The 18,475-nt window shown below is 70.6% G+C and carries 17 protein-coding genes and 1 riboswitch; of the genes, 8 read left to right on the plus strand and 9 right to left on the minus strand.

What is annotated here, in order from left to right; all coding sequences use genetic code 11:
* Window positions 1–79: 79 nt before the first annotated feature.
* A complete protein-coding gene (thrC, locus tag OG975_RS21815) occupies window positions 80–1,390 on the minus strand; it encodes a threonine synthase (RefSeq protein ID WP_406331005.1) in 1,311 nt (436 codons plus the stop codon).
* Window positions 1,391–1,407: 17 nt separating this feature from the next.
* Window positions 1,408–1,559, minus strand: a riboswitch (SAM riboswitch).
* A 174-nt stretch (window positions 1,560–1,733) separates the two neighbouring features.
* Between thrC and OG975_RS21820 the strand changes: the two genes are divergently transcribed.
* Both OG975_RS21820 and OG975_RS21825 read left to right on the plus strand, forming a co-directional pair.
* Window positions 1,734–2,678 (plus strand): glucosyl-3-phosphoglycerate synthase, encoded by a 945-nt coding sequence (locus OG975_RS21820; protein WP_327429711.1) that lies wholly within the window; start codon window positions 1,734–1,736, stop codon window positions 2,676–2,678.
* A gap of 137 nt (window positions 2,679–2,815) precedes the next feature.
* Window positions 2,816–4,219 carry a trehalose-6-phosphate synthase gene (locus OG975_RS21825; RefSeq protein ID WP_406331006.1) on the plus strand — a complete coding sequence of 468 codons (1,404 nt, stop codon included), beginning with the start codon at window positions 2,816–2,818 and terminating at the stop codon, window positions 4,217–4,219.
* A 33-nt stretch (window positions 4,220–4,252) separates the two neighbouring features.
* On the opposite strand, the gene otsB is transcribed toward OG975_RS21825, so the two are convergent.
* The 3 genes from otsB to OG975_RS21840 all read right to left on the minus strand — a co-directional run bounded on the left by otsB (window position 4,253) and on the right by OG975_RS21840 (window position 6,874).
* Window positions 4,253–5,107: a trehalose-phosphatase gene (gene otsB / locus OG975_RS21830; protein ID WP_406331007.1), complete on the minus strand. Its 855-nt coding sequence runs from the start codon at window positions 5,105–5,107 to the stop codon at window positions 4,253–4,255.
* Window positions 5,108–5,393: 286 nt separating this feature from the next.
* Window positions 5,394–5,627, minus strand: coding sequence for a DUF3263 domain-containing protein (locus OG975_RS21835; protein ID WP_406336399.1), 234 nt, complete (start codon window positions 5,625–5,627; stop codon window positions 5,394–5,396).
* 32 nt (window positions 5,628–5,659) lie between these two features.
* Complete coding sequence (locus OG975_RS21840) at window positions 5,660–6,874, minus strand: ABC transporter substrate-binding protein (RefSeq protein WP_406331008.1); 1,215 nt, start codon at window positions 6,872–6,874, stop codon at window positions 5,660–5,662.
* A gap of 202 nt (window positions 6,875–7,076) precedes the next feature.
* On the opposite strand from OG975_RS21840, the gene OG975_RS21845 reads away from it, so the two are divergent.
* The 3 genes from OG975_RS21845 to OG975_RS21855 all read left to right on the plus strand — a co-directional run bounded on the left by OG975_RS21845 (window position 7,077) and on the right by OG975_RS21855 (window position 10,304).
* Window positions 7,077–8,027 carry an ROK family protein gene (locus OG975_RS21845; protein ID WP_406331009.1) on the plus strand — a complete coding sequence of 317 codons (951 nt, stop codon included), beginning with the start codon at window positions 7,077–7,079 and terminating at the stop codon, window positions 8,025–8,027.
* Complete coding sequence (gene nagA / locus OG975_RS21850; protein ID WP_406331010.1) at window positions 8,027–9,172, plus strand: N-acetylglucosamine-6-phosphate deacetylase; 1,146 nt, start codon at window positions 8,027–8,029, stop codon at window positions 9,170–9,172. The genes OG975_RS21845 and nagA overlap by 1 nt, the downstream gene beginning before the upstream one ends.
* A 202-nt stretch (window positions 9,173–9,374) precedes the next feature.
* Window positions 9,375–10,304: a 1-phosphofructokinase family hexose kinase gene (locus tag OG975_RS21855; RefSeq protein WP_406331011.1), complete on the plus strand. Its 930-nt coding sequence runs from the start codon at window positions 9,375–9,377 to the stop codon at window positions 10,302–10,304.
* 23 nt (window positions 10,305–10,327) lie between these two features.
* On the opposite strand, the gene OG975_RS21860 is transcribed toward OG975_RS21855, so the two are convergent.
* Window positions 10,328–11,308 (minus strand): CBM35 domain-containing protein, encoded by a 981-nt coding sequence (locus tag OG975_RS21860; RefSeq protein WP_406331012.1) that lies wholly within the window; start codon window positions 11,306–11,308, stop codon window positions 10,328–10,330.
* A 117-nt stretch (window positions 11,309–11,425) separates the two neighbouring features.
* Complete coding sequence (gene cdgB / locus OG975_RS21865; protein WP_406331013.1) at window positions 11,426–13,138, minus strand: diguanylate cyclase CdgB; 1,713 nt, start codon at window positions 13,136–13,138, stop codon at window positions 11,426–11,428.
* Between the two features lie 455 nt (window positions 13,139–13,593).
* On the opposite strand from cdgB, the gene OG975_RS21870 reads away from it, so the two are divergent.
* Window positions 13,594–14,103, plus strand: a complete 510-nt coding sequence (locus OG975_RS21870) for a flavin reductase family protein (protein ID WP_406331014.1) — start codon at window positions 13,594–13,596, stop codon at window positions 14,101–14,103.
* A gap of 17 nt (window positions 14,104–14,120) precedes the next feature.
* Here OG975_RS21870 and OG975_RS21875 read toward each other — a convergent pair whose 3' ends face one another.
* Window positions 14,121–15,026, minus strand: a complete 906-nt coding sequence (locus OG975_RS21875; RefSeq protein ID WP_406331016.1) for a sigma-70 family RNA polymerase sigma factor — start codon at window positions 15,024–15,026, stop codon at window positions 14,121–14,123.
* A gap of 273 nt (window positions 15,027–15,299) precedes the next feature.
* Window positions 15,300–15,728: an alternative ribosome rescue aminoacyl-tRNA hydrolase ArfB gene (gene arfB, locus OG975_RS21880; protein WP_406331017.1), complete on the minus strand. Its 429-nt coding sequence runs from the start codon at window positions 15,726–15,728 to the stop codon at window positions 15,300–15,302.
* Window positions 15,729–15,934: 206 nt separating this feature from the next.
* Here arfB and OG975_RS21885 point away from each other — a divergent pair, with 206 nt between their 5' ends.
* Together OG975_RS21885 and OG975_RS21890 are read left to right on the plus strand one after the other, a co-directional pair.
* Entirely contained in the window at window positions 15,935–16,510 is a 576-nt protein-coding gene (locus OG975_RS21885; RefSeq protein WP_327429723.1) for a TerD family protein, read from the plus strand.
* 240 nt (window positions 16,511–16,750) lie between these two features.
* Complete coding sequence (locus tag OG975_RS21890; protein ID WP_406331018.1) at window positions 16,751–17,917, plus strand: pentapeptide repeat-containing protein; 1,167 nt, start codon at window positions 16,751–16,753, stop codon at window positions 17,915–17,917.
* Here OG975_RS21890 and OG975_RS21895 read toward each other — a convergent pair.
* Complete coding sequence (locus OG975_RS21895) at window positions 17,832–18,449, minus strand: HAD-IA family hydrolase (RefSeq protein WP_406331019.1); 618 nt, start codon at window positions 18,447–18,449, stop codon at window positions 17,832–17,834. The two genes, OG975_RS21890 and OG975_RS21895, sit on opposite strands and share 86 nt — an antisense overlap.
* Window positions 18,450–18,475: the final 26 nt, after the last annotated feature.

Here is an 18,475-nt window from a genome sequence, read left to right on the forward strand (position 1 = left end):
AAAGGGGCGCGGGACTGCATCGATATGCGGCTCCGCCGCGGGGCGCGACCAGCCCCTACCGGCCCGCAGACGAAAACGGCTATGCGAGGCCGGCCTCGCGGAACGACTCCAGGTTGGGGCGAATCGTCGCGGTGAGCCCCGTACCGGCCACCGCATCCAACGTCTTGAGACCATCGCCGGTGTTCAGCACAACAGTCGTCAGCGTCGGGTCCAGCAGCCCGTTCTCGATCAGCTTCTTCGTCACGCCGACCGTCACACCGCCCGCCGTCTCCGCGAAGATGCCCTCGGTCTGCGCCAGCAGCTTGATCGCCTCGACCACCTGCTCGTCGTTCACATCCTCCACGGCCCCACCCGTCCGCCGCGCGATATCCAGCACGTACGGCCCGTCCGCCGGGTTGCCGATGGCCAGGGACTTGGCGATGGTGTTCGGCTTCTGGGGGCGTACGACGTCGTGGCCGGCCTTGTAGGCGACGGACACCGGCGAGCAGCCCTCGGCCTGGGCGCCGAAGATCTTGTACGGCTTGTCCTCGACGAGCCCGAGCTTGATCAGCTCCTGGAGGCCCTTGTCGACCTTGGTGAGCTGGGAGCCGGAGGCGATCGGGATCACCAGCTGGTCGGGGAGCCGCCAGCCGAGCTGCTCGCAGATCTCGTACGCGAGGGTCTTGGACCCCTCCGCGTAGTACGGCCGCAGGTTGACGTTGACGAAGCCCCAGCCCTCGCCGGCGGGGTCGCCGATCAGCTCGGAGCAGAAACGGTTCACGTCGTCGTAGTTGCCCTCGATGCCGACGAGCTCACCGCCGTAGATCGCGGCCATGACGATCTTGCCCTGCTCCAGGTCGTGCGGGATGAACACGCAGGAGCGGAAGCCGGCGCGGGCGGCGGCGGCACCCACCGCGCCGGCGAGGTTGCCGGTGGAGGAGCAGGAGAGGGTGGTGAAGTTGAAGGCGCGGGCGGCCTCGATGGCCTGGGCGACGACACGGTCCTTGAAGGAGTGCGTCGGGTTGCCGGAGTCGTCCTTCACGAAGAGCTTGCCGGCGTCGACACCGAGCTCGCGCGCGAGGTTGTCGGCCTGGACGAGCTTGGTCCAGCCGGGGTTGATGTTCGGCTTCTCGGCGACGTCCGCGGGGACGGGCAGGAGGGGCGCGTAACGCCAGATGTTCGCGGGACCCGCTTCGATGCGCTTGCGGAGTTCTTCGGTTTCGTAGGCCGAGAAGTCGTACGCGATCTCCAGCGGGCCGAAACACTCCTCGCAGGCGAAGACCGGGCCGAGCGGGACGCGGTGACCGCACTCGCGGCAGGAAAGCGCGGCGGCCGGACCGAGGTCCACGGAGTTGGCCGAGTCGGCGGAGATTCCGGTGTTCGTGGTGCTTGCAACTGTCTGCGCAGCCATGGAGGCGAGGCCCTTTCTCCTCATCTTCCTCACAGCGCACTTCGCCGTGAGACGGATTTGGCACCTTCCCGAGCCGGGAGCCTCGCGACGACAACGTAGTCGTACGAGACCGGCTGGAGGGTTGCCGGGGCTTCATCGGGCCGTATCCCTCTGCCCCTCTGGATGAGCGGTATTTGATTGTTGAACTGTTGAACACAGTACGGGCTGATGATCCAGGACATGCGATGGTCATCCGCGTTGTTCAAGACTGTAACCGAAGGCCAGGACAGTTGAGATAGTCGTCCGAACCGCGAGATGGATCACACCGTGAGACACCGGGTGATCAGACAGTGAGGAGCCGCCTGTGCTGGAAGAAGTCGAGCGCTGGCTGAGCACACGCTCCTGGTCCGTTACCGACCGCCCGCTCCACAAGCTCATGGCCGCCAAACGCACCTCAGGATCGACGGTCAGCGTAGTGCTGCCCGCCCTCAACGAGGAGGAGACGGTCGGCGAGATCGTCGCCGTCATCCGCCACGACCTGATGCAGCAGGTGCCCCTCGTCGACGAGATCGTCGTCGTCGACTCGGGCTCGACCGACCGCACCTCCGAGGTCGCCGCCGCCGCGGGCGCGCGCGTCGTGCACCGCGACGAGATCCTGCCGCGGATCCCGACCGTGCCCGGCAAGGGCGAGGTCCTGTGGCGGTCGCTGCTCGTGACGAGCGGGGACATCGTCTGCTTCATCGACGCGGACCTCAAGGAATTCTCGTCCGACTTCGTCTCCGGGATCGTGGGCCCGCTGCTCACCGACCCGGGCGTGGACCTGGTCAAGGCCATGTACGACAGACCGCTGGGCGGGGCGGCGGGCCAGGGCGGCCGGGTCACCGAACTCATGGCGCGCCCCCTGCTGAACATGCACTGGCCGCAGCTCGCGGGCTTCGTGCAGCCGCTCGGCGGCGAGTACGCGGCCCGCCGCTCCCTGCTCGAACAGCTGCCGTTCCCCGTCGGGTACGGCGTCGAGCTGGGCATGCTCGTCGACGCCCTGCACCTCGTGGGCCTGGACGCCCTCGCCCAGGTCGACGTCGGCGTCCGCAAACACCGCCACCAGGACGGCCAGGCGCTGGGCCGCATGTCCGCCGCGATCTACCGCACGGCCCAGCTGAGGCTGGCCCGCGGCCACATGATCCGCCCGTCCCTCACCCAGTTCGAGCGCGGCAAGGAGGGTTTCGAGCCGCGCACGTACTCGGTGGACACGGAGGAACGCCCCCCGATGTCCGAAATCGCCGAGTACAGGAAACGAAGGGCCGCGTAGACCGGGCCCCGTCAGGGGCGCGGGGCTGTGACATTTGCGGCTCCGCCGCGGGGCGCGACCAGCCCCCACCGGCCCGCGGGTCGCATACGGCCGAAGTGAACGTTTGAGCGTTTAGGCGGGGGGCTAGATTTCGAGGCATGGCTTCAACGCAGGGCGGAAAAACGCAGGGCGCCCACCGCATCCTGGTCGCGTCCAACCGCGGCCCGATCACCTACGAGGTCGACGAGAACGGCTCGCTGAAAGCCAAGCGCGGCGGCGGCGGGCTGGTCTCGGGCCTGTCCGCGATCGGCCCGGACGCGGGCGCCCAGTGGGTGTGCTCGGCACTCGGCGACGGTGACCGCGAGGCGGTGCGGCGCGGGGTGGGCGAGGACGGCGTACGGATGCTGGACATCGACGCCACCGTGCACGCCGACGCGTACAACGGCATCGCGAACTCCGTGCTCTGGTTCGTCCACCACATGCTGTACCAGACGCCGCTGGAGCCGGTCTTCGACGCGGAGTTCCGGCGCCAGTGGGCGTCGTACGAGGCGTACAACCGGGCGTTCGCGGAGGCGCTGGCGGAGGACGCGGCTCAGGGTGCCGTGGCCGTCGTACAGGACTACCACCTGACCCTCGTCCCCGGGATGCTGCGCGAGTTGCGCCCCGACCTGCGGATCGGGCACTTCTCGCACACTCCGTGGGCGCCGGTGGACTACTTCCGGATGCTGCCCGACGACATCTCCGAGCAGGTGCTGCGCGGGATGCTGGGCGCGGACCGGCTCGGGTTTCTCACCCGCCGCTGGGCGGACGCGTTCACCGCGTGCGCCGACGAGCTCGTCGGCGGGCTCGGCGACACCCGCGTCGGGGTGCACGGGCTCGGCGCGGACGCCGACTTCCTGCGGCGCCGCTCGAACGAGGCGGACGTCGCCGAGCGGATGGTGACACTGCGCGAACAGATCGGCGAGGGCCGGAAGACGATCGTCCGGGTCGACCGGACCGAGCTGTCGAAGAACATCGTGCGCGGGCTGCTGGCGTACCGGCAGCTGCTCGACGATCACCCGGAGTGGCGCGAGCGGGTCGTGCACGTCGCGTTCGCCTACCCGTCCCGCCAGGATCTCGCCGTCTACCGGGACTACACGGCCGAGGTGCAGCGGGTCGCGGACGACATCAACTCCCGTTATGGGACGCCGGGTTGGACCCCGGTGGTGCTGCACGTCAAGGACGACTTCGCGCGCTCGCTGGCCGCGTACCGGCTCGCCGACGTGGCCCTCGTCAACCCCATCCGGGACGGCATGAACCTCGTCGCCAAGGAGGTGCCGGTCGTCTCCGACGAGGGGTGCGCGCTGGTGCTGTCGCGGGAGGCGGGGGCGTACGAGGAGCTCGGCGAGGACGCGCTCGTCGTGAACCCGTACGACGTCATCGGCACCGCGCGGGCGCTGCACGAGGCGTTGTCGATGCCGCCGCACGAACGGGCCGAGCGCACCAAGCGGCTGGCCGCCGCGGCGACCGCTCTGCCGCCGGCCCAATGGTTCCTGGAGCAGCTGCACGAGCTGGAGGCCTGAGCGGTCCGCCGACACAGGCGCCAGTCAGCCCAGTCAATCCAGTTGAGCCGCGAGCGCGGACAGCAGTCGTACGACACCGGCCGGGCCGTCCACCACCAGGTCGGCCCGGTCGGCGAGTTCGGCGACCTCGGAGCTGCCGCTACAGACAAGGAGGCCGGGGATGCCGTCGGAGCGGAGCTTGTCGACGGCGGCGAAGGCGGGCAGGTCGCCCAGGTCGTCGCCGGCGTAGAGGACGGATTCGGCGCCGATCTCGCGGACGTACTCCAGGAGGGCGACCCCCTTGTCCATGCCCGGCGGGCGCAACTCCAGGACCATCCGCCCCGGTTCGACGATCAGGCCGTGGCGGGTGGCCAGGTCGGTGAGGGGTTCGCGCAGGGCTTCGAAGGCGGCCTGGGGGTCGGACGCGCGGCGCGTGTGCACCGCCATGGCGCGGCCCTTCTCCTCGATCCAGGTGCCCTGCCAGGCGCCGATCCTGTCGAGGCATCCGGGCAGCTCGGCGCGGACGGCGGCGACGCCGGGGTGCGGGGCGGGGGCGTTGACCGTGCCGCTCACGGCGTCCCAGCGTTCGGCGCCGTAGTGGCCGAGGACGACGAGGTGTTCCAGGCCCGGTACGCCCGCGAACCCGCCGTGGCGGACCGCTACGCCGGCCGGGCGGCCGGTGACTACGGCGACGGAGGCGACCTTGGGGGCGAGGGTGGCGAGGGCGGGGACCGCGGCGGGGTGGGCGCGGGCCTGTTCCGGGTCGGGGACGATCGGGGCGAGTGTTCCGTCGAAGTCGAGTGCGATCACTGCCCTTGCGGGCCGCGCGAGGATGGCGTCGAGGCCGTCGCGTCCCGCGGGCGTCGCGGGTGTCGGCAAGGAGTCCGTGGATTCCGCATGGCTGCCCATGTGCCGACCCTATCGGCGCGGTTCCCTGCCGGGGGTGGTTCGTCGGCTGCGGGTGGGTGGGGGCTGGTCGCGCAGTTCCCCGCGCCCCTAAAGACAAAAGACAAAAGACCGGGGGCGAGCCGGGGGCGGGCCGGGGGCGAAGGGGCTCAGCCCCGAGCCGTCAGGGGCGCGGGGAACTGCGCGACCAGCCCCCACCCACCCGCAGCCGACCCACAACCGAACGGGGTCGAAGGGGCGGAGCCCCTGGAGGATGGGACGGGTAGGGGCGGCGGGGGCGAGAAACTCCTCAGCGTTCTCCCCGGCGGGAGTCTCTGACCCTGCGGAGGCGGTTCACCGTTATCGGGTCGTGGGCGAGGGCCCTGGGGTCGTCGAGGAGGGCGTTGAGGAGCTGGTAGTAGCGGATAGGGGGCAGGCCGAGCTGCTCCCGGATCGCGCGCTCCTTGGCCCCCGGCCCAGGGAACCCGCGGCGCTCCATGGCAAGAATCCCCTGCTCCCGCGACGTGAGGTCCTCCATGCCCATGGACAGCACCGTAGCCCCCGCCACTGACAGCGTCACCCCGCGCTGTCCGCCATGATCCCCTCGTTCTGGAGCGAGCCGAGAACCCCGGTCGGGCTGCCACCAGAGCTCACGGCCTTGGCGATCTGCTCCTTGATGTCGGCGCTGATCTTGGCCCAGGACGTCTTGCCGACGGGGTACAGCTCGGCGGAGGGGAGCTCGTCCAGGAACGGGGCGAGGTCCTGGTCGTCCTGGTCGCCGGCCATCGTGTCGGACGCGGACGAGGTGACCGGCAGCAGGTCGTACTCGTGGGAGAAGGCGAGCACGTTCTTGTCGTTGTAGACGAAGTCGAGGAAGTCGCCGACCTGCTTGCCGTGGCCGTTCTTCTTGAAGGCCATCATCCAGTCGGCGACACCCATCGTGGCCTTGGTCCTGCCGTCGATGCCGGGCATCGGCACCATGCCGAACTTCACGCCCTTCTTGGCGGCCATCTGCATCAGCGTGGGGTGCCCGCTGAGCATCCCGACCTCGCCGCGCGCGAACGCCTCGAACGCGTCCGCACGGTTCAGCTTCGCGGGAGCGACGGGCCCGGTGAGCCCCTTGCCGACCAGTTCGTCCCTGAGCCAGGTGAACGTCTTGATGTTCTCCGCCGAGTCGATGGCGTAGGCGCCGACGTCGTCGGTGTACCCGCCACCGCCGCTCAGCAGCCACTGCATCGTCTCGGCCTGCGCCTCCTCGGGCCCGAGCGGCAGCGCGTAGGGGAACTTGACGCCCTTGGCCTTGAGCACCTTGGCGTCGGCGGCGAGCTCGCTCCAGCTCTGCGGCGGGGTGAGGCCGGCCTCGGAGAACAGCGTCTTGTTGTAGAAGAGCAGCCGCGTGGAGGACGCGAACGGCATGCCGTACTGGGTCTGGCTCGCGTCCGTGAGCTGCGGTACGAAGTTGGCCTCGACGGGTATGGAGAGCAGGTCATCCACCTTGTAGAGCTGCCCCTTCGCTGCGTAGTCGGCGTACGCGCCGATCTGCGCCATGTCGGGCGCGTGGCCCGCCGCGACCATCTCCTTGACCTTGCGGTCGACGTCGGTCCAGGAGTAGACGCTGACCTCGACCTTGACCCCCGGGTGGTCCGCCTCGTACTCCTTGACCAGCTTGTCCCAGTACTTCTGGGAGCTGTTGGCCGAGGAGTCGCCGTAGTCGGCGGCCACCAGCTTGAGGGTCACCTCCGAAGAACCGTCCGAACTGCCGCAGCCCGCGAGTGTTGCTGTCATGCCCATGGCAAGCGCCATCGCGATCAGTCCTGTCCTACGCCGCTGCACTGCTCTGTCTCCCAACCCCCGGCCAGCACGCGCCGACCCCTGGCCGACCTGGCCGCATTTGCTTGTGCGTCCGTTGCATCCGTCTCGGCATGCGGATATAAGGTCTACACCACGTGAGTGGACTAGACCTCTCCTGGGGTAAGGGGCGACACTGTCCCCCGTGAGACATGTCATCGCCCTCGATGTGGGCGGCACCGGGATGAAGGCCGCCCTCGTGGGCGCCGACGGCGACCTGCTTTACCAGGCACGCCGGGCGACCGGCCGGGAGCGCGGTCCGCAGGCCGTCGTCGAGACGATCCTCGGCTTCGCCGCCGAGCTGCGCGCGTACGGCGCGGAGCACCTCGGCGGGCCCGCCGTCGCCGCCGGAGTCGCCGTCCCCGGCATCGTCGACGCCGCGCACGGCATCGCGGTGTACGCGGCCAACCTCGGCTGGAGCGACGTCCCGCTGCGCCGGCTGCTCGGCGACCGGCTGGGCGGCATACCCGTCGCGCTCGGGCACGACGTGCGCACGGGCGGGCTCGCGGAGGGCCGGATCGGCGCGGGGCAGGGGGCTGACCGGTTCCTGTTCGTCCCGCTCGGCACCGGGATCGCGGGCGCCATCGGCATCGACGGCGGCGTCGAGGAGGGCGCACACGGCTTCGCGGGCGAGATCGGCCACATCGTCGTACGCCCCGGAGGGACCCCGTGTCCGTGCGGGCAGCACGGCTGTCTGGAGCGGTACGCGTCCGCGGCGGCCGTCAGCCAGGCCTGGGCGGAGGCGTCCGGCGATCCGGAGGCGGACGCGGCGGACTGCGCGAAGGCGGTCGACTCCGGGGACCCCCGCGCCGTACGGGTCTGGCAGGAGGCCGTCGACGCGCTCGCCGACGGGCTCGTCACCGCGCTCACTCTGCTGGACCCGCGCACCCTGATCATCGGTGGCGGCCTGGCGGAGGCCGGGGAGACCCTGTTCACACCGCTGCGGGCCGCCGTCGAGCGGCGCGTCACCTTCCAGAAGCTGCCGGCCATCGTCCCGGCGGCCCTCGGCGACACGGCCGGCTGCCTGGGCGCGGGGCTGCTGGCCTGGGATCTACTCGAAACCGACATCACCGACCGCTCGGAGGTAACCACCTGATGGCCCCTAGAAAGGTTCTCGCCGGCGCCCGGGTGGTCCTGCCCACCGGGATCGTGGACGGCGGCCGCGTGATCGTCGAGGGCACGCGGATCGCCGGGAGCGGTCCCGCCGACGCGGAGACCATCGACGTACGGGGCCACTGGCTGGTCCCCGGCTTCGTCGACCTCCACAACCACGGCGGCGGCGGCGCCTCCTTCACCTCCGGGACCGTCGAGGAAGTCCTCAAGGGCGTCCACACGCACCGGCTGCACGGCACCACGACGGTCGTCGCCTCCACCGTCACCGGCGACATGGACGGCCTCGCCCAGCGCGCCGGGCTGCTGTCCGAGCTGGCCGAGCAGGGCGACATCGCGGGCATCCACTTCGAAGGCCCCTTCATCTCGCCGTGCCGCAAGGGCGCGCACTCCGAGGAGCTGCTGCGCGACCCGGATCCGGCGGAGGTCCGCAAGCTGATCGACGCGGCGCGCGGCCGGGCCAAGATGGTGACGCTCGCCACCGAACTGCCGGGCGGCATCGCCTCCGTACGCCTGCTGGCCGAGCACGGGGTGATCGCGGCGATCGGGCACACCGACGCGACGTACGAGCAGACGCAGAAGGCCATCGACGCGGGCGCGACCGTGGCGACGCACCTGTTCAACGCGATGCCGGCGCTCGGGCACCGCACGCCCGGTCCGATCGCGGCCCTCCTGGAGGACGAGCGGATCACGGTCGAGCTGATCAACGACGGCACGCATCTGCACCCCGCCTCCCTGGAGCTGGCGTTCCATCACGCGGGCGCCGGCCGGGTCGCGTTCATCACCGACGCCATGGACGCGGCGGGCTTCGGCGACGGCCGCTACATGCTCGGCCCGCTGGAGGTCGAGGTCGCGGACGGCGTCGCCCGCCTGGTGGAGGGCGGTTCGATCGCGGGCTCGACGCTCACGCTCGACCGCGCCTTCAAGCGCGCGGTGACGATCGACCGGCTGCCGGTCGAGGACGTCGTGGCGGCCCTCTCCGCCAACCCCGCCCGCCTGCTCGGCATGGACGACAAGGTGGGCTCCCTGGAGCCGGGCAAGGACGCCGACCTGGTGCTTCTCGACGCCGACTTCGAAATCAAGGGCGTCATGCGCAGGGGCGAATGGGTGGTTGAGCCCCAACTGGGCTGATTGGCCCCTTGCCGACGTACGGCGAATGGCTACCGACGTACAACAATCGACTGTTCAAGCACGGCGGTTGGCCCGCGGGACTGGGCCGACCGCCGTTGTCTTTGACATGATCGAGCCTCCGGACAACCGGACAACCGGTCAGCGCGTTCCGCCGCACACCGAGCGTCCACTTGATGATTCTCTTCGGGGGAGGTCGGCCCAGGTGATCCTCACGGTCACACTGAACACCGCTCTCGACCTCACCTATCACGTACGGTCACTGCGGCCGCACACCTCGCACCGGGTGACCGAGGTGACCGAACGCCCGGGCGGCAAGGGCCTGAACGTGGCCCGGGTGCTCGCCGCCCTCGGCCACGAGGTGACGGTCACGGGCTTCACGGGCGGCGCGACGGGCCGCGCGGTGCAGGACCAACTCACGTACACGCCGGGCCTGGTGGACGCGCTGGTCCCGGTGACGGGATCGACGCGCCGCACGATAGCCGTCGTCGACACGGCGACCGGTGACACGACTCAGCTGAACGAGCCGGGACCGGCGATCACGCCGGCCGAGTGGTCGGCCTTCCAGGAGGCGTACGAGCATCTGCTGCGCTCCGCCTCGGCGGTGGCCCTGTGCGGCAGCCTGCCCCCGGGCGTGCCGGTCGGCGCCTACGCCCAGCTCATACGGGCCGCCCGCGCGTCGGCGGTCCCGGTGCTGCTGGACACCAGCGGCGAACCGCTGCGCCGCGGGGTCGCGGCCCGCCCCGACATCGTGAAGCCGAACGCCGACGAACTCGCCGAACTCACCGGCTCCCACGACCCGTCGCAGGCCACCCGGGACGCCCGCAGGCGCGGCGCGCACACGGTCGTGGCCTCCCTGGGCGCGGAGGGCCTCCTCGCGGCGAACGCGGAAGGCCGCTGGCGGGCCACCCCACCGCGCCGCGTGCACGGCAATCCGACGGGCGCGGGCGACTCGGCGGTCGCGGGCCTGCTGTCGGGGCTGGTGGAGCACCTGCCGTGGCCGGAGCGCCTGGCCCGGGCCGTGGCCCTGTCCGCGGCGACCGTACTGACGCCCGTGGCGGGCGAGTTCGACCGCGCGGCGTACGAGACGCTGCTGGACCAGATAGCGGTGACGGCCGACGCCACGGCGGCGTGACCGCCGGGGCAGCCGGGCCGCCGCTACTCCTTGACCTGGCCCTCCTTCAGGGACAGCTGGTCGAGCAGGACGTTGCAACTGTCGCCGTCCCCGCAGGAGATGGTGATCGTGTTGGTGCCCTTGTTGAGGGTGGGCCAGGCGAAGGTCTTCGTCCAGCCCTTCTCGAAGTCGCCGTCCTCAGCGTGCGCGTAGTTCTTCATGCTCAGCTTGGAGCCGAAGACCTTGCCGTTGACGGTGAGCGTCATCGACTGGTCGTCACCGGCCGCGCTGTAGCGCGCGAAGAGGGTGTAGGCGCCGGTCTTCGGGATGTCGCTGACGGTCCAGGTGACGGAGGCACCCGTGGCGTTCAGGCCCGTCACATAGACACCGCCGTCGGACAGGGCGCCCGAGACGTCCGACGCCGTGGACACGCCGGTGCCCAGGTTCAGCGCCTTCCCTTCGACCTCAGGCAGTTCCGTGGAGGCGCCGGAGCTCTTGGACTCCGACGCGCTCGGCGACGCGCTCTGCGAGGTCGTGGGGCCCGAGCTGACGTTGTCGCTGCTGTTGTCGTCGTCCGAGCCGCCGCCCAGCATGGCGACGCCGATGCCGATCACGACGGCGGCGACCACGGCGATCGCGCCGATGAGGAGGCCCTTGGTGTTGGGGCCGCGCCCGCGCCCGCCGCCGTCACCGGGCAGCGGCTGCCGGCTGGTGGGCGCGCCACCCATCGTCTCGGGGGCCGCGTAGTGCGCGTTCTGGCCGTACCCGGGCTGCTGGCCGTACGCCTGCTGCTGCGGCACCTGGCCGTACTGCGCGGTCGGCGGCTGCTGGCCGTAGCCGGGCTGGGCCTGCTGCTGTCCGTACTGGCGCTCGCCGACCGGCCGCACTCTGTTGACCGAGCCCGGGTAGCCGTAGCCGCCGCCTCCAGGGGGCGGGGTGGCTCCGTTGGCCTGACCATCGGCGTAGAGATAGCCGAACGGGTCGTCGTCCTCGGGCGTGCTCGCGCCGTTGTTGCCGGGCGTCATCCCTAGGTCTCCTCAGCGGGTGCGGTTCAGATGCGTCATACGGATGAAGGGCGAGCCTACCCGCTCTTGCTGAGCCAAACGGGGGGTCTTCACCGCATCAACGCACTGACCTGGGATTTATCCCGCACGCCGATGCTGTTTGGGACGAGACCGTTTCTCGATGTACATCCGTTCGTCAGCGGACTTCAGCACCTCGTCCGCCGTCATGCCGCAGTGTGCCCATCCGATGCCGAAGCTCGCGCCCACGCGGACGGCCCGTCCGTCGACCCGGATGGGCGGAATGATCGCGTTCCGCAGCCGTACGGCGAGGTCCTGGGCGTCGGCCCGGCCGAGCCCGTCGGCGAGCACCACGAACTCGTCACCGCCGAGGCGGGCGACCGTGTCGCCGTCCCGGACGGCGTGGGTGAGCCGTCTCGCCACCTCGATGAGGACCGCGTCACCCGCGTTGTGCCCGAACCGGTCGTTGATCGACTTGAAGCCGTCCAGGTCGCAGAAGAGGACCGCGAGCCCCTTGGCGCCGTCGTCCGTCTCGCCCTCGGGCGCGATCGTGTGCACGTGGTGATCGAAGGCGTCGTACGCCTCGGAGGCGGGCTGGAAGTCGAAGCCGTGGCCGTTGTTGTCGTACGCCGGGTGGCCGTTCCCGTCGTACCCGCCCTGGCCTCCCGGCAGCTCCGCGAACTGCCCGTGCCCGTACGCCGCGTCCAGCGAGGCGACCGCGCCGGGCGGCAGGGACTGCGGGCGCTGACAGAGCCGGGAGCTGAGCCGGGAGCGCAGCTCGGCCGAGTTCGGCAGGCCGGTGAGCGCGTCGTGCGAGGCGCGGTGGGCGAGCTGGAGCTCACGCCGCTTGCGCTCCTCGATGTCCTCGACGTGGGTGAGCAGAAAACGGGGGCCGTCGGCGGCGTCCGCGACGACGGAGTTGCGCAGGTGCACCCAGACGTAGCTGCCGTCGCGCCGCCCGAGCCGCAGCTCGGCCCGGCCGCCCTCGGCGGACGTTCTGAGCAGGGTGCCGATGTCCTCGGGGTGCACGAGGTCGGAGAAGGAGTAGCGGCGCATCGCGGAGGCGGGGCGGCCGAGGAGGCGGCACAGGGCGTCGTTCGTCCGCAGGATGCGGCCGTGCTGGTCGCCGCCCATCTCGGCGATCGCCATGCCGCTCGGCGCGTACTCGAAGGCCTGGCGGAAGGACTCCTCGCTGGCGCGCAGGGCCTGCTGCTCGCGCTCGAGGCGGACGAGGGCGCGCTGCATATTGGCACGTAGACGCGCGTTGCTGATCGCGATGGCGGCCTGGAACGCGTACATCTGGAGCGCCTCACGCCCCCACGCGCCCGGACGCCGCCCGTTGCGCGGCCGGTCCACGGACAGGACGCCGATCAGCTCGCCGCAGCTGGCGCCCGAGACGCCAGGTGTATGCATCGGCGCGAAGAGACGGTCGGAGGGGTGCCACTCGTCCTCGAAGCGGGGCGCGGGACCGTCGGTGTACCACTGCGGTACGTCGTCCTCGTCGAGGACCCAGCCCTCGGTGTGCGGTATGAACCGGAGGTCGCCCCAGGCCTCGCCCATGTTCAGCCGGCGGTCCCAGGAGGCGCGGGAGCCGACACGGCCGGTGATGAGGGCCTCGGCGGCGGAGTTGCCGGCGAGCGCGGCGACGACGAGGTCGCCGTCCGGGCGTACGAGGTTGACACACGCCAGCTCGAAGCCGAGGCCGGTGACCACGCCGTCGGCAACGGTCTGCAGCGTGTCGGCCAGGCTGCGGGCGGTGTTCATGTCCGCCATCACGGTGTGCAGCTGCCGCAGGGTCGCAAGACGGACGTAGGGCTCCGACTCGGTCTCCATGCGCCCTCCCCTCGAGACCTCGCAGCAACTCCAGGGTTCTCTCGGCGTACTAGGTGGTACTAGTTGGTAGCTTCTTGCTCAGCTTCCCCGCCACTGAATCACAGCGCGCTGCCCACTCGGTACACAGGGTCAACAAAATATGGCTCCTGTGACTCAAGTCACAGCTGAAGATGAACAATTGAGTGGGGTTTCTGCATTTTCACCGTGCGTTTACTGAACGCATATTGCGGAGCTGTGCAGAGACTGTGAGCAATTGTGTCCGTTGTACAGGTGCGTTGCCGTCAGCGTCTCGATCGGTGCCTCGGTCGGTATCTCGCTCGGTATCTCCGTCGCTGGTCCTAGGACCAGGCTCGGGCCGAGGTCCGATGTGCCACCCCGGGGGCGGACACTAGCGTTTCGGCGTGCTGAAGACTCCCCCTGCCGCTCCACCCACCCCGTCCGTGCATGCTGAGGGGGTGAGCAACGACGAGTTCCGCGCCGCCATGACCCGGCTGGCCGCGGGCGTGGTCCTGGTGACCGCACACGAGCCCGCGCTGGACCCGGACGGCCCCGGTGGCGAGGACGTCGGCATGACCGCGACGGCCTTCATGTCCGTCTCCCTGGACCCGCCCCTCGTCATGGTCAGCCTGCGCGAGGGCTCCCGCATGGACGACCTGCTCGACGAACAGCCCCTGTGGGCCGTCTCCGTGCTCTCCGAGAGCCAGCGCCACATCGCGGGCCGCTTCGCCATGAAGGGCCGCATCAGCGACCGGCTGCTCTTCGAGGACATCCCGTACGTCCGCGGCGAGGCGTCCGGGGCGCTCCTGGTGTGCGGCGCCCTGGCGACCCTGGAGTGCAGCACCGAGCAGCGCGTGCCCGCGGGCGACCACACCCTGGTCATCGGCCGCGTCCTGACGGCCCAGGTGCCGAGCGCGGACGGGGGTCCGCTGATGTACTTCAAGGGCCGCTACCGGCAGTTGGGCTGAACCCTCGGGCCACTCGGTCACCGGTCGAGGACCGTGACGTCGAGCCCGGCCAGCCGTTCCGGGTCGTTGAGGATGTCGATCACGGCGATCCTGCCCTTTACGACGGTGAAGGCGAGGACGCTGACCGGGCGCCCGTCGGCGACCACCACGAAACCCGCCGCACCGTTGACGAGGGCGGGCCGTGCGATGCGGGCGAGATGCGCGAAGCTGCTCGCTCCCGAGGCCACGGCGATCGCACCGGCGGTCACACCGGCCTCCGAGCGGGCCACGACATCCGGGTCGAGCACCGCGACGAGCGCGTCGAAGTCACCCTCGCGCGCCGCCGCCAGGAACGCCTCGACGACCTCCCGCTGCTGGGCGAGGTCGGGATCCGGCGCGGGCGCCCCGCCCTGGACCCGGCGCCGGGCCCGGCTGGCGAGCTGACGGGACGCCGCCGGCGTACGGCCCACGATGGGCGCGATCTCGTCGAACGGCACGGCGAACAGGTCGTGCAGCACGAAGGCGAGCCGCTCGGCGGGCGCGAGCTGCTCCAGTACGACGAGCAGGGCCAGCCCCACCGAGTCGGCGAGCAGCGCCTCCTGCTCCGGGTCGATCCCTCCGAAGGGGCTGATGACCGGCTCCGGCATCCGCACCCCCGGCTGCTCCTCCAAGGACTCCTCGCCCCGGGTCCGACGGGACCGCAGCATGTCCAGGCAGACCCGCCCCACGACGGTCGTCAGCCACCCCCCGAGGTTGTCGACCCGGGCGGCGTCGACCCGGCTGAGCTTGAGCCAGGCCTCCTGCACGGCGTCATCGGCCTCGGTGAGCGAGCCGAGCATGCGGTAGGCGACGGCGCGGAGATGGCCGCGGTGGGACTCGAAACGGGCGGCGAGGAACTCGGCCTCGCCCTTGCCCGGGAATGCGCTGCCACTCACGTCACTCATGGGTAAACATCTCCTCGTCACGGTCCGTCCCGTCAGTGGGTTGACGGATCGCGGGGAGCGGATGTGACAAGCGGGGGGCTGCGCCCCCAGACCCCCTGGGTTGTGTGTCGGCTGCGGGTGGGTGGGGGCTGGTCGCGCAGTTCCCCGCGCCCCTTAAAAGCACCCGGGGCGGGCCGGCGGTTGTTTAGGGGCGCGGGGAACTGCGCGAGCAACCCCCACCCACCCGCACCCGACACACAACCCCCGGGGTCGAAGGGGCAGAGCCCCTGAGGACTATCCCCAGTCCCGCCCGGAACGGCCCCGCTTGGTGTCCCCGCGCTGCTTCTTCTCGCGCAGGCGGCGTTCGTTGATGCCGCGGGGGATGCGGGTGGCCCGGCGGGGCCTGGGCGGTGGGGCGGAAGCCTCGGCGAGCAGGGAAGCGAGCCGTACGGCCGCGGTCTCACGGTTACGCCACTGGGAGCGGTGTTCGGAGGCCCTGACGCTGATGACGCCGTCGACAAGCCGCCCGGCGAGCTTGGCGAGGGCGCGCTCCTTCCAGACGGGCGGCAGCGCCTCGGTCTTCGCGAGGTCGAACCGCAGCTCGACCTGGGAGTCGCTCGTGTTGACGTGCTGCCCGCCGGGCCCACTGGATCGCGAGAAACGCCACATGAGCTCGGCCTCGGGAAGGGAGACGGAGCCGCGAATGACGTGAGGACCGGACATGGGTCCATGGTCGCGTGTCTGTCCGGTCCACGTCACCCTCTTTTCCGCCCAGAGCGTCTCCGTCAAGAAGGTAAAGAAAGTAAAGGGAGCTGGAACCTTCGGTACCCCTCTTGGCGTTCCTAGAGGTAGCTGTAGCTTCGTGCCCGTACGAAGCCCAAACGTGCGGGCACAGTGTTCGTACGCAACGAGGGAAGGGACTCCCAACAATGGCTGTAAGCCTGTCCAAGGGTGGCAACGTCTCGCTCACCAAGGAGGCTCCGGGCCTGACCGCCGTCACCGTGGGCCTCGGCTGGGACGTCCGCAGCACCACGGGCACCGACTTCGACCTCGACGCCTCGGCCATCGCGGTCAACACCCAGGGCAAGGTCTACTCGGACGCCCACTTCGTCTTCTTCAACAACAAGCAGACCCCGGACCAGACCATCGTCCACACCGGCGACAACCGCACGGGCGAGGGCGCGGGCGACGACGAGGCGATCAACGTCAACCTGGCGGGCCTCCCCGCCGACATCGACAAGATCGTCTTCCCGGTCTCGATCTACGACGCCGAGACCCGCTCGCAGAACTTCGGCCAGGTCCGCAACGCCTACATCCGCATCCTCAACCAGGCCGGCGGCGCCGAGATCGCGCGCTACGACCTCTCCGAGGACGCGGCGACGGAGACCGCCATGGTCTTCGGCGAGCTCTACCGCAACGGCGCGGAGTGGAAGTTCCGCGCGGTCGGCCAGGGCTACGCGTCGGGCCTCGTGGGCATCGCCCAGGACTTCGGCGTGAGCGTCTGACACTGACCGTCGCGCATTTCCCGAGGAGCCCCCGGCCCAGGCCGGGGGCTCCTCGCGTGTCCGGGGACTCCCTGCACGTGCCCGGAACACGGCTTCGGCGGCCCCCGCCCCAGGCACGGACAGCGCGGGCGGCCGGATGTCCGAACCGCCCAACTCTGGCCAAAGCGGCGGAACTTGCGGTGTCATGCCTTCATGGGCAGCGATTCCGGGTGGAGGCCACGAGCGTGGGGGTCACGAGCGTTGAGGCACGTCCTCTCGCTCTCCGTCACGCGGTACGCGCTCGTGATCGTCGTCATCATCGGCGTGAGTCTGTTCCTGCTGGGCCCGGCCGCCTGGCAGATCGCGGGCGACACGGTGCGCGACCTGCCGGCGCGGGAGCGTCCCAGGGCCATCGACGAGGTGCGCCGCACGCTGCTCGTCGCCGTGGGAGGCGCCGCCGGACTGACCGGGCTGGCCTACTCGGTCCGTACGTACTACCTGTCCCGCCGCGGTCAGGTGACCGACCGCTTCGCCAGGGCCACGACCGCGCTGGCCTCCGGGATTCTTGTGGAGCGGCTGAGCGGGATCTTCGCACTGGAACATGTGATGCGGGAGTCACCGCGTGACCACGAAACCGTCGTCCAGATCCTGGCGGCGTTCGTCCGCAGCGAGTCCCCCGTCCGCCCCGGCAGGCCTCCTTCGGCGGTACGAGAGGACGTCGCCGCCGCCATGACCGTGCTGGCCCGCAGGCCTGTGCGGGACGAGAAGAACAACATGGACCTGCGCCGCGCCGACCTCACCGGACTGGAGCTGCTGCCCGACCAGGAAGGGCACAGTCCCCGGCTCTCACAGGCCGATCTGTGCGGCGCCTGGCTGACCGACGCGCGGATGCCCGGCGCCGACCTCAGGGGTGTCTTGCTGGGCGGCGCCGATCTCACCCGGGCCGACCTCCAGGGCGCGGATCTGTCCGAGGCCTGGCTCAGCGCCGCGACCTTGGAGGAAACCAAGCTGCAGAAGGCACGACTGGCCGAGGCAAAGCTCGACGAGGCCGAGCTGTACGGCACTCATCTCACCGGGGCCGTACTGACCGACTGCCGGATGGACCACGCGAAACAGCGCGAAGCCTGGTTCTCCGGCGCGGAACTGACCCGGGCATGGCTCCCGGACGTCAACCTGTACAACAGCCAGGGGCTGACGACGGACCAGCTCCTGTCGGCGACCTGCCTGGAACGCACGACGTTTCCGCAAGGACTGATGTACGACCCTCGGCTACTGGCCCGCCCCCCGGTCTGGCAGGGCGCGTCGTACCAGCATCTGCACGACCACCCGTTTCCCTGGCCGGTCAGCCGAGCAGATCGCGGCGGAGCCGGGCCGCGTCGGAGAAGAGCACGGACCGGATTCCGAGGACCCCTGCGCCCTCGACATTGACCTGGCGGTCGTCCACGAAGACGACCTCGTCCGCGGTGGCCCCCAGGATCTCCAGCGCCGTCAGATAGGCGGCAGGGTCGGGCTTCGCGGCACGGATCTCGCTGCTGCAGACCACCTGGTCGAACGGCTCCAGCCAGGCCAGCGCGCGCAGGGCGGCGGCCAGCGAGAGGGGGGCGTTGGACAGCACGGCCAGCCGCGTGCCCGCCGCCCTCATCTCCGCGACCACCCGCAGCGTCTCCTGGTTGGGGAACAGCCAGCTCTCGACGTCGAGTTCATTCAGGGTGACGATCAGGGCCTCGGGCCAGTCGGCGTCGATCCGGGCCCCGACCCGCTTCCAGTAGTCCCCGCGGGAGAGGTCACCGGCGTCGTACGCCTGGCGTTCGGCCCAGTAGGCCTCCCAGAAGGGCCCGAACTCGGCGTGCGCGACCGCGGCCATCCGCTGCCGCAGCTCCTCCGGCTGATGCAGGCCGAGCACACCGGCGAAGTCGCAGAGCAGCCAGCCGGGTCGGTGCGAAGCCGAAGCGTCCGCCATAGGTTCTCCTTCAGGTTCAGGTTCAG

This window comes from Streptomyces sp. NBC_00203, assembly GCF_045206325.1.
GTDB lineage: Bacteria > Actinomycetota > Actinomycetes > Streptomycetales > Streptomycetaceae > Streptomyces > Streptomyces lutosisoli.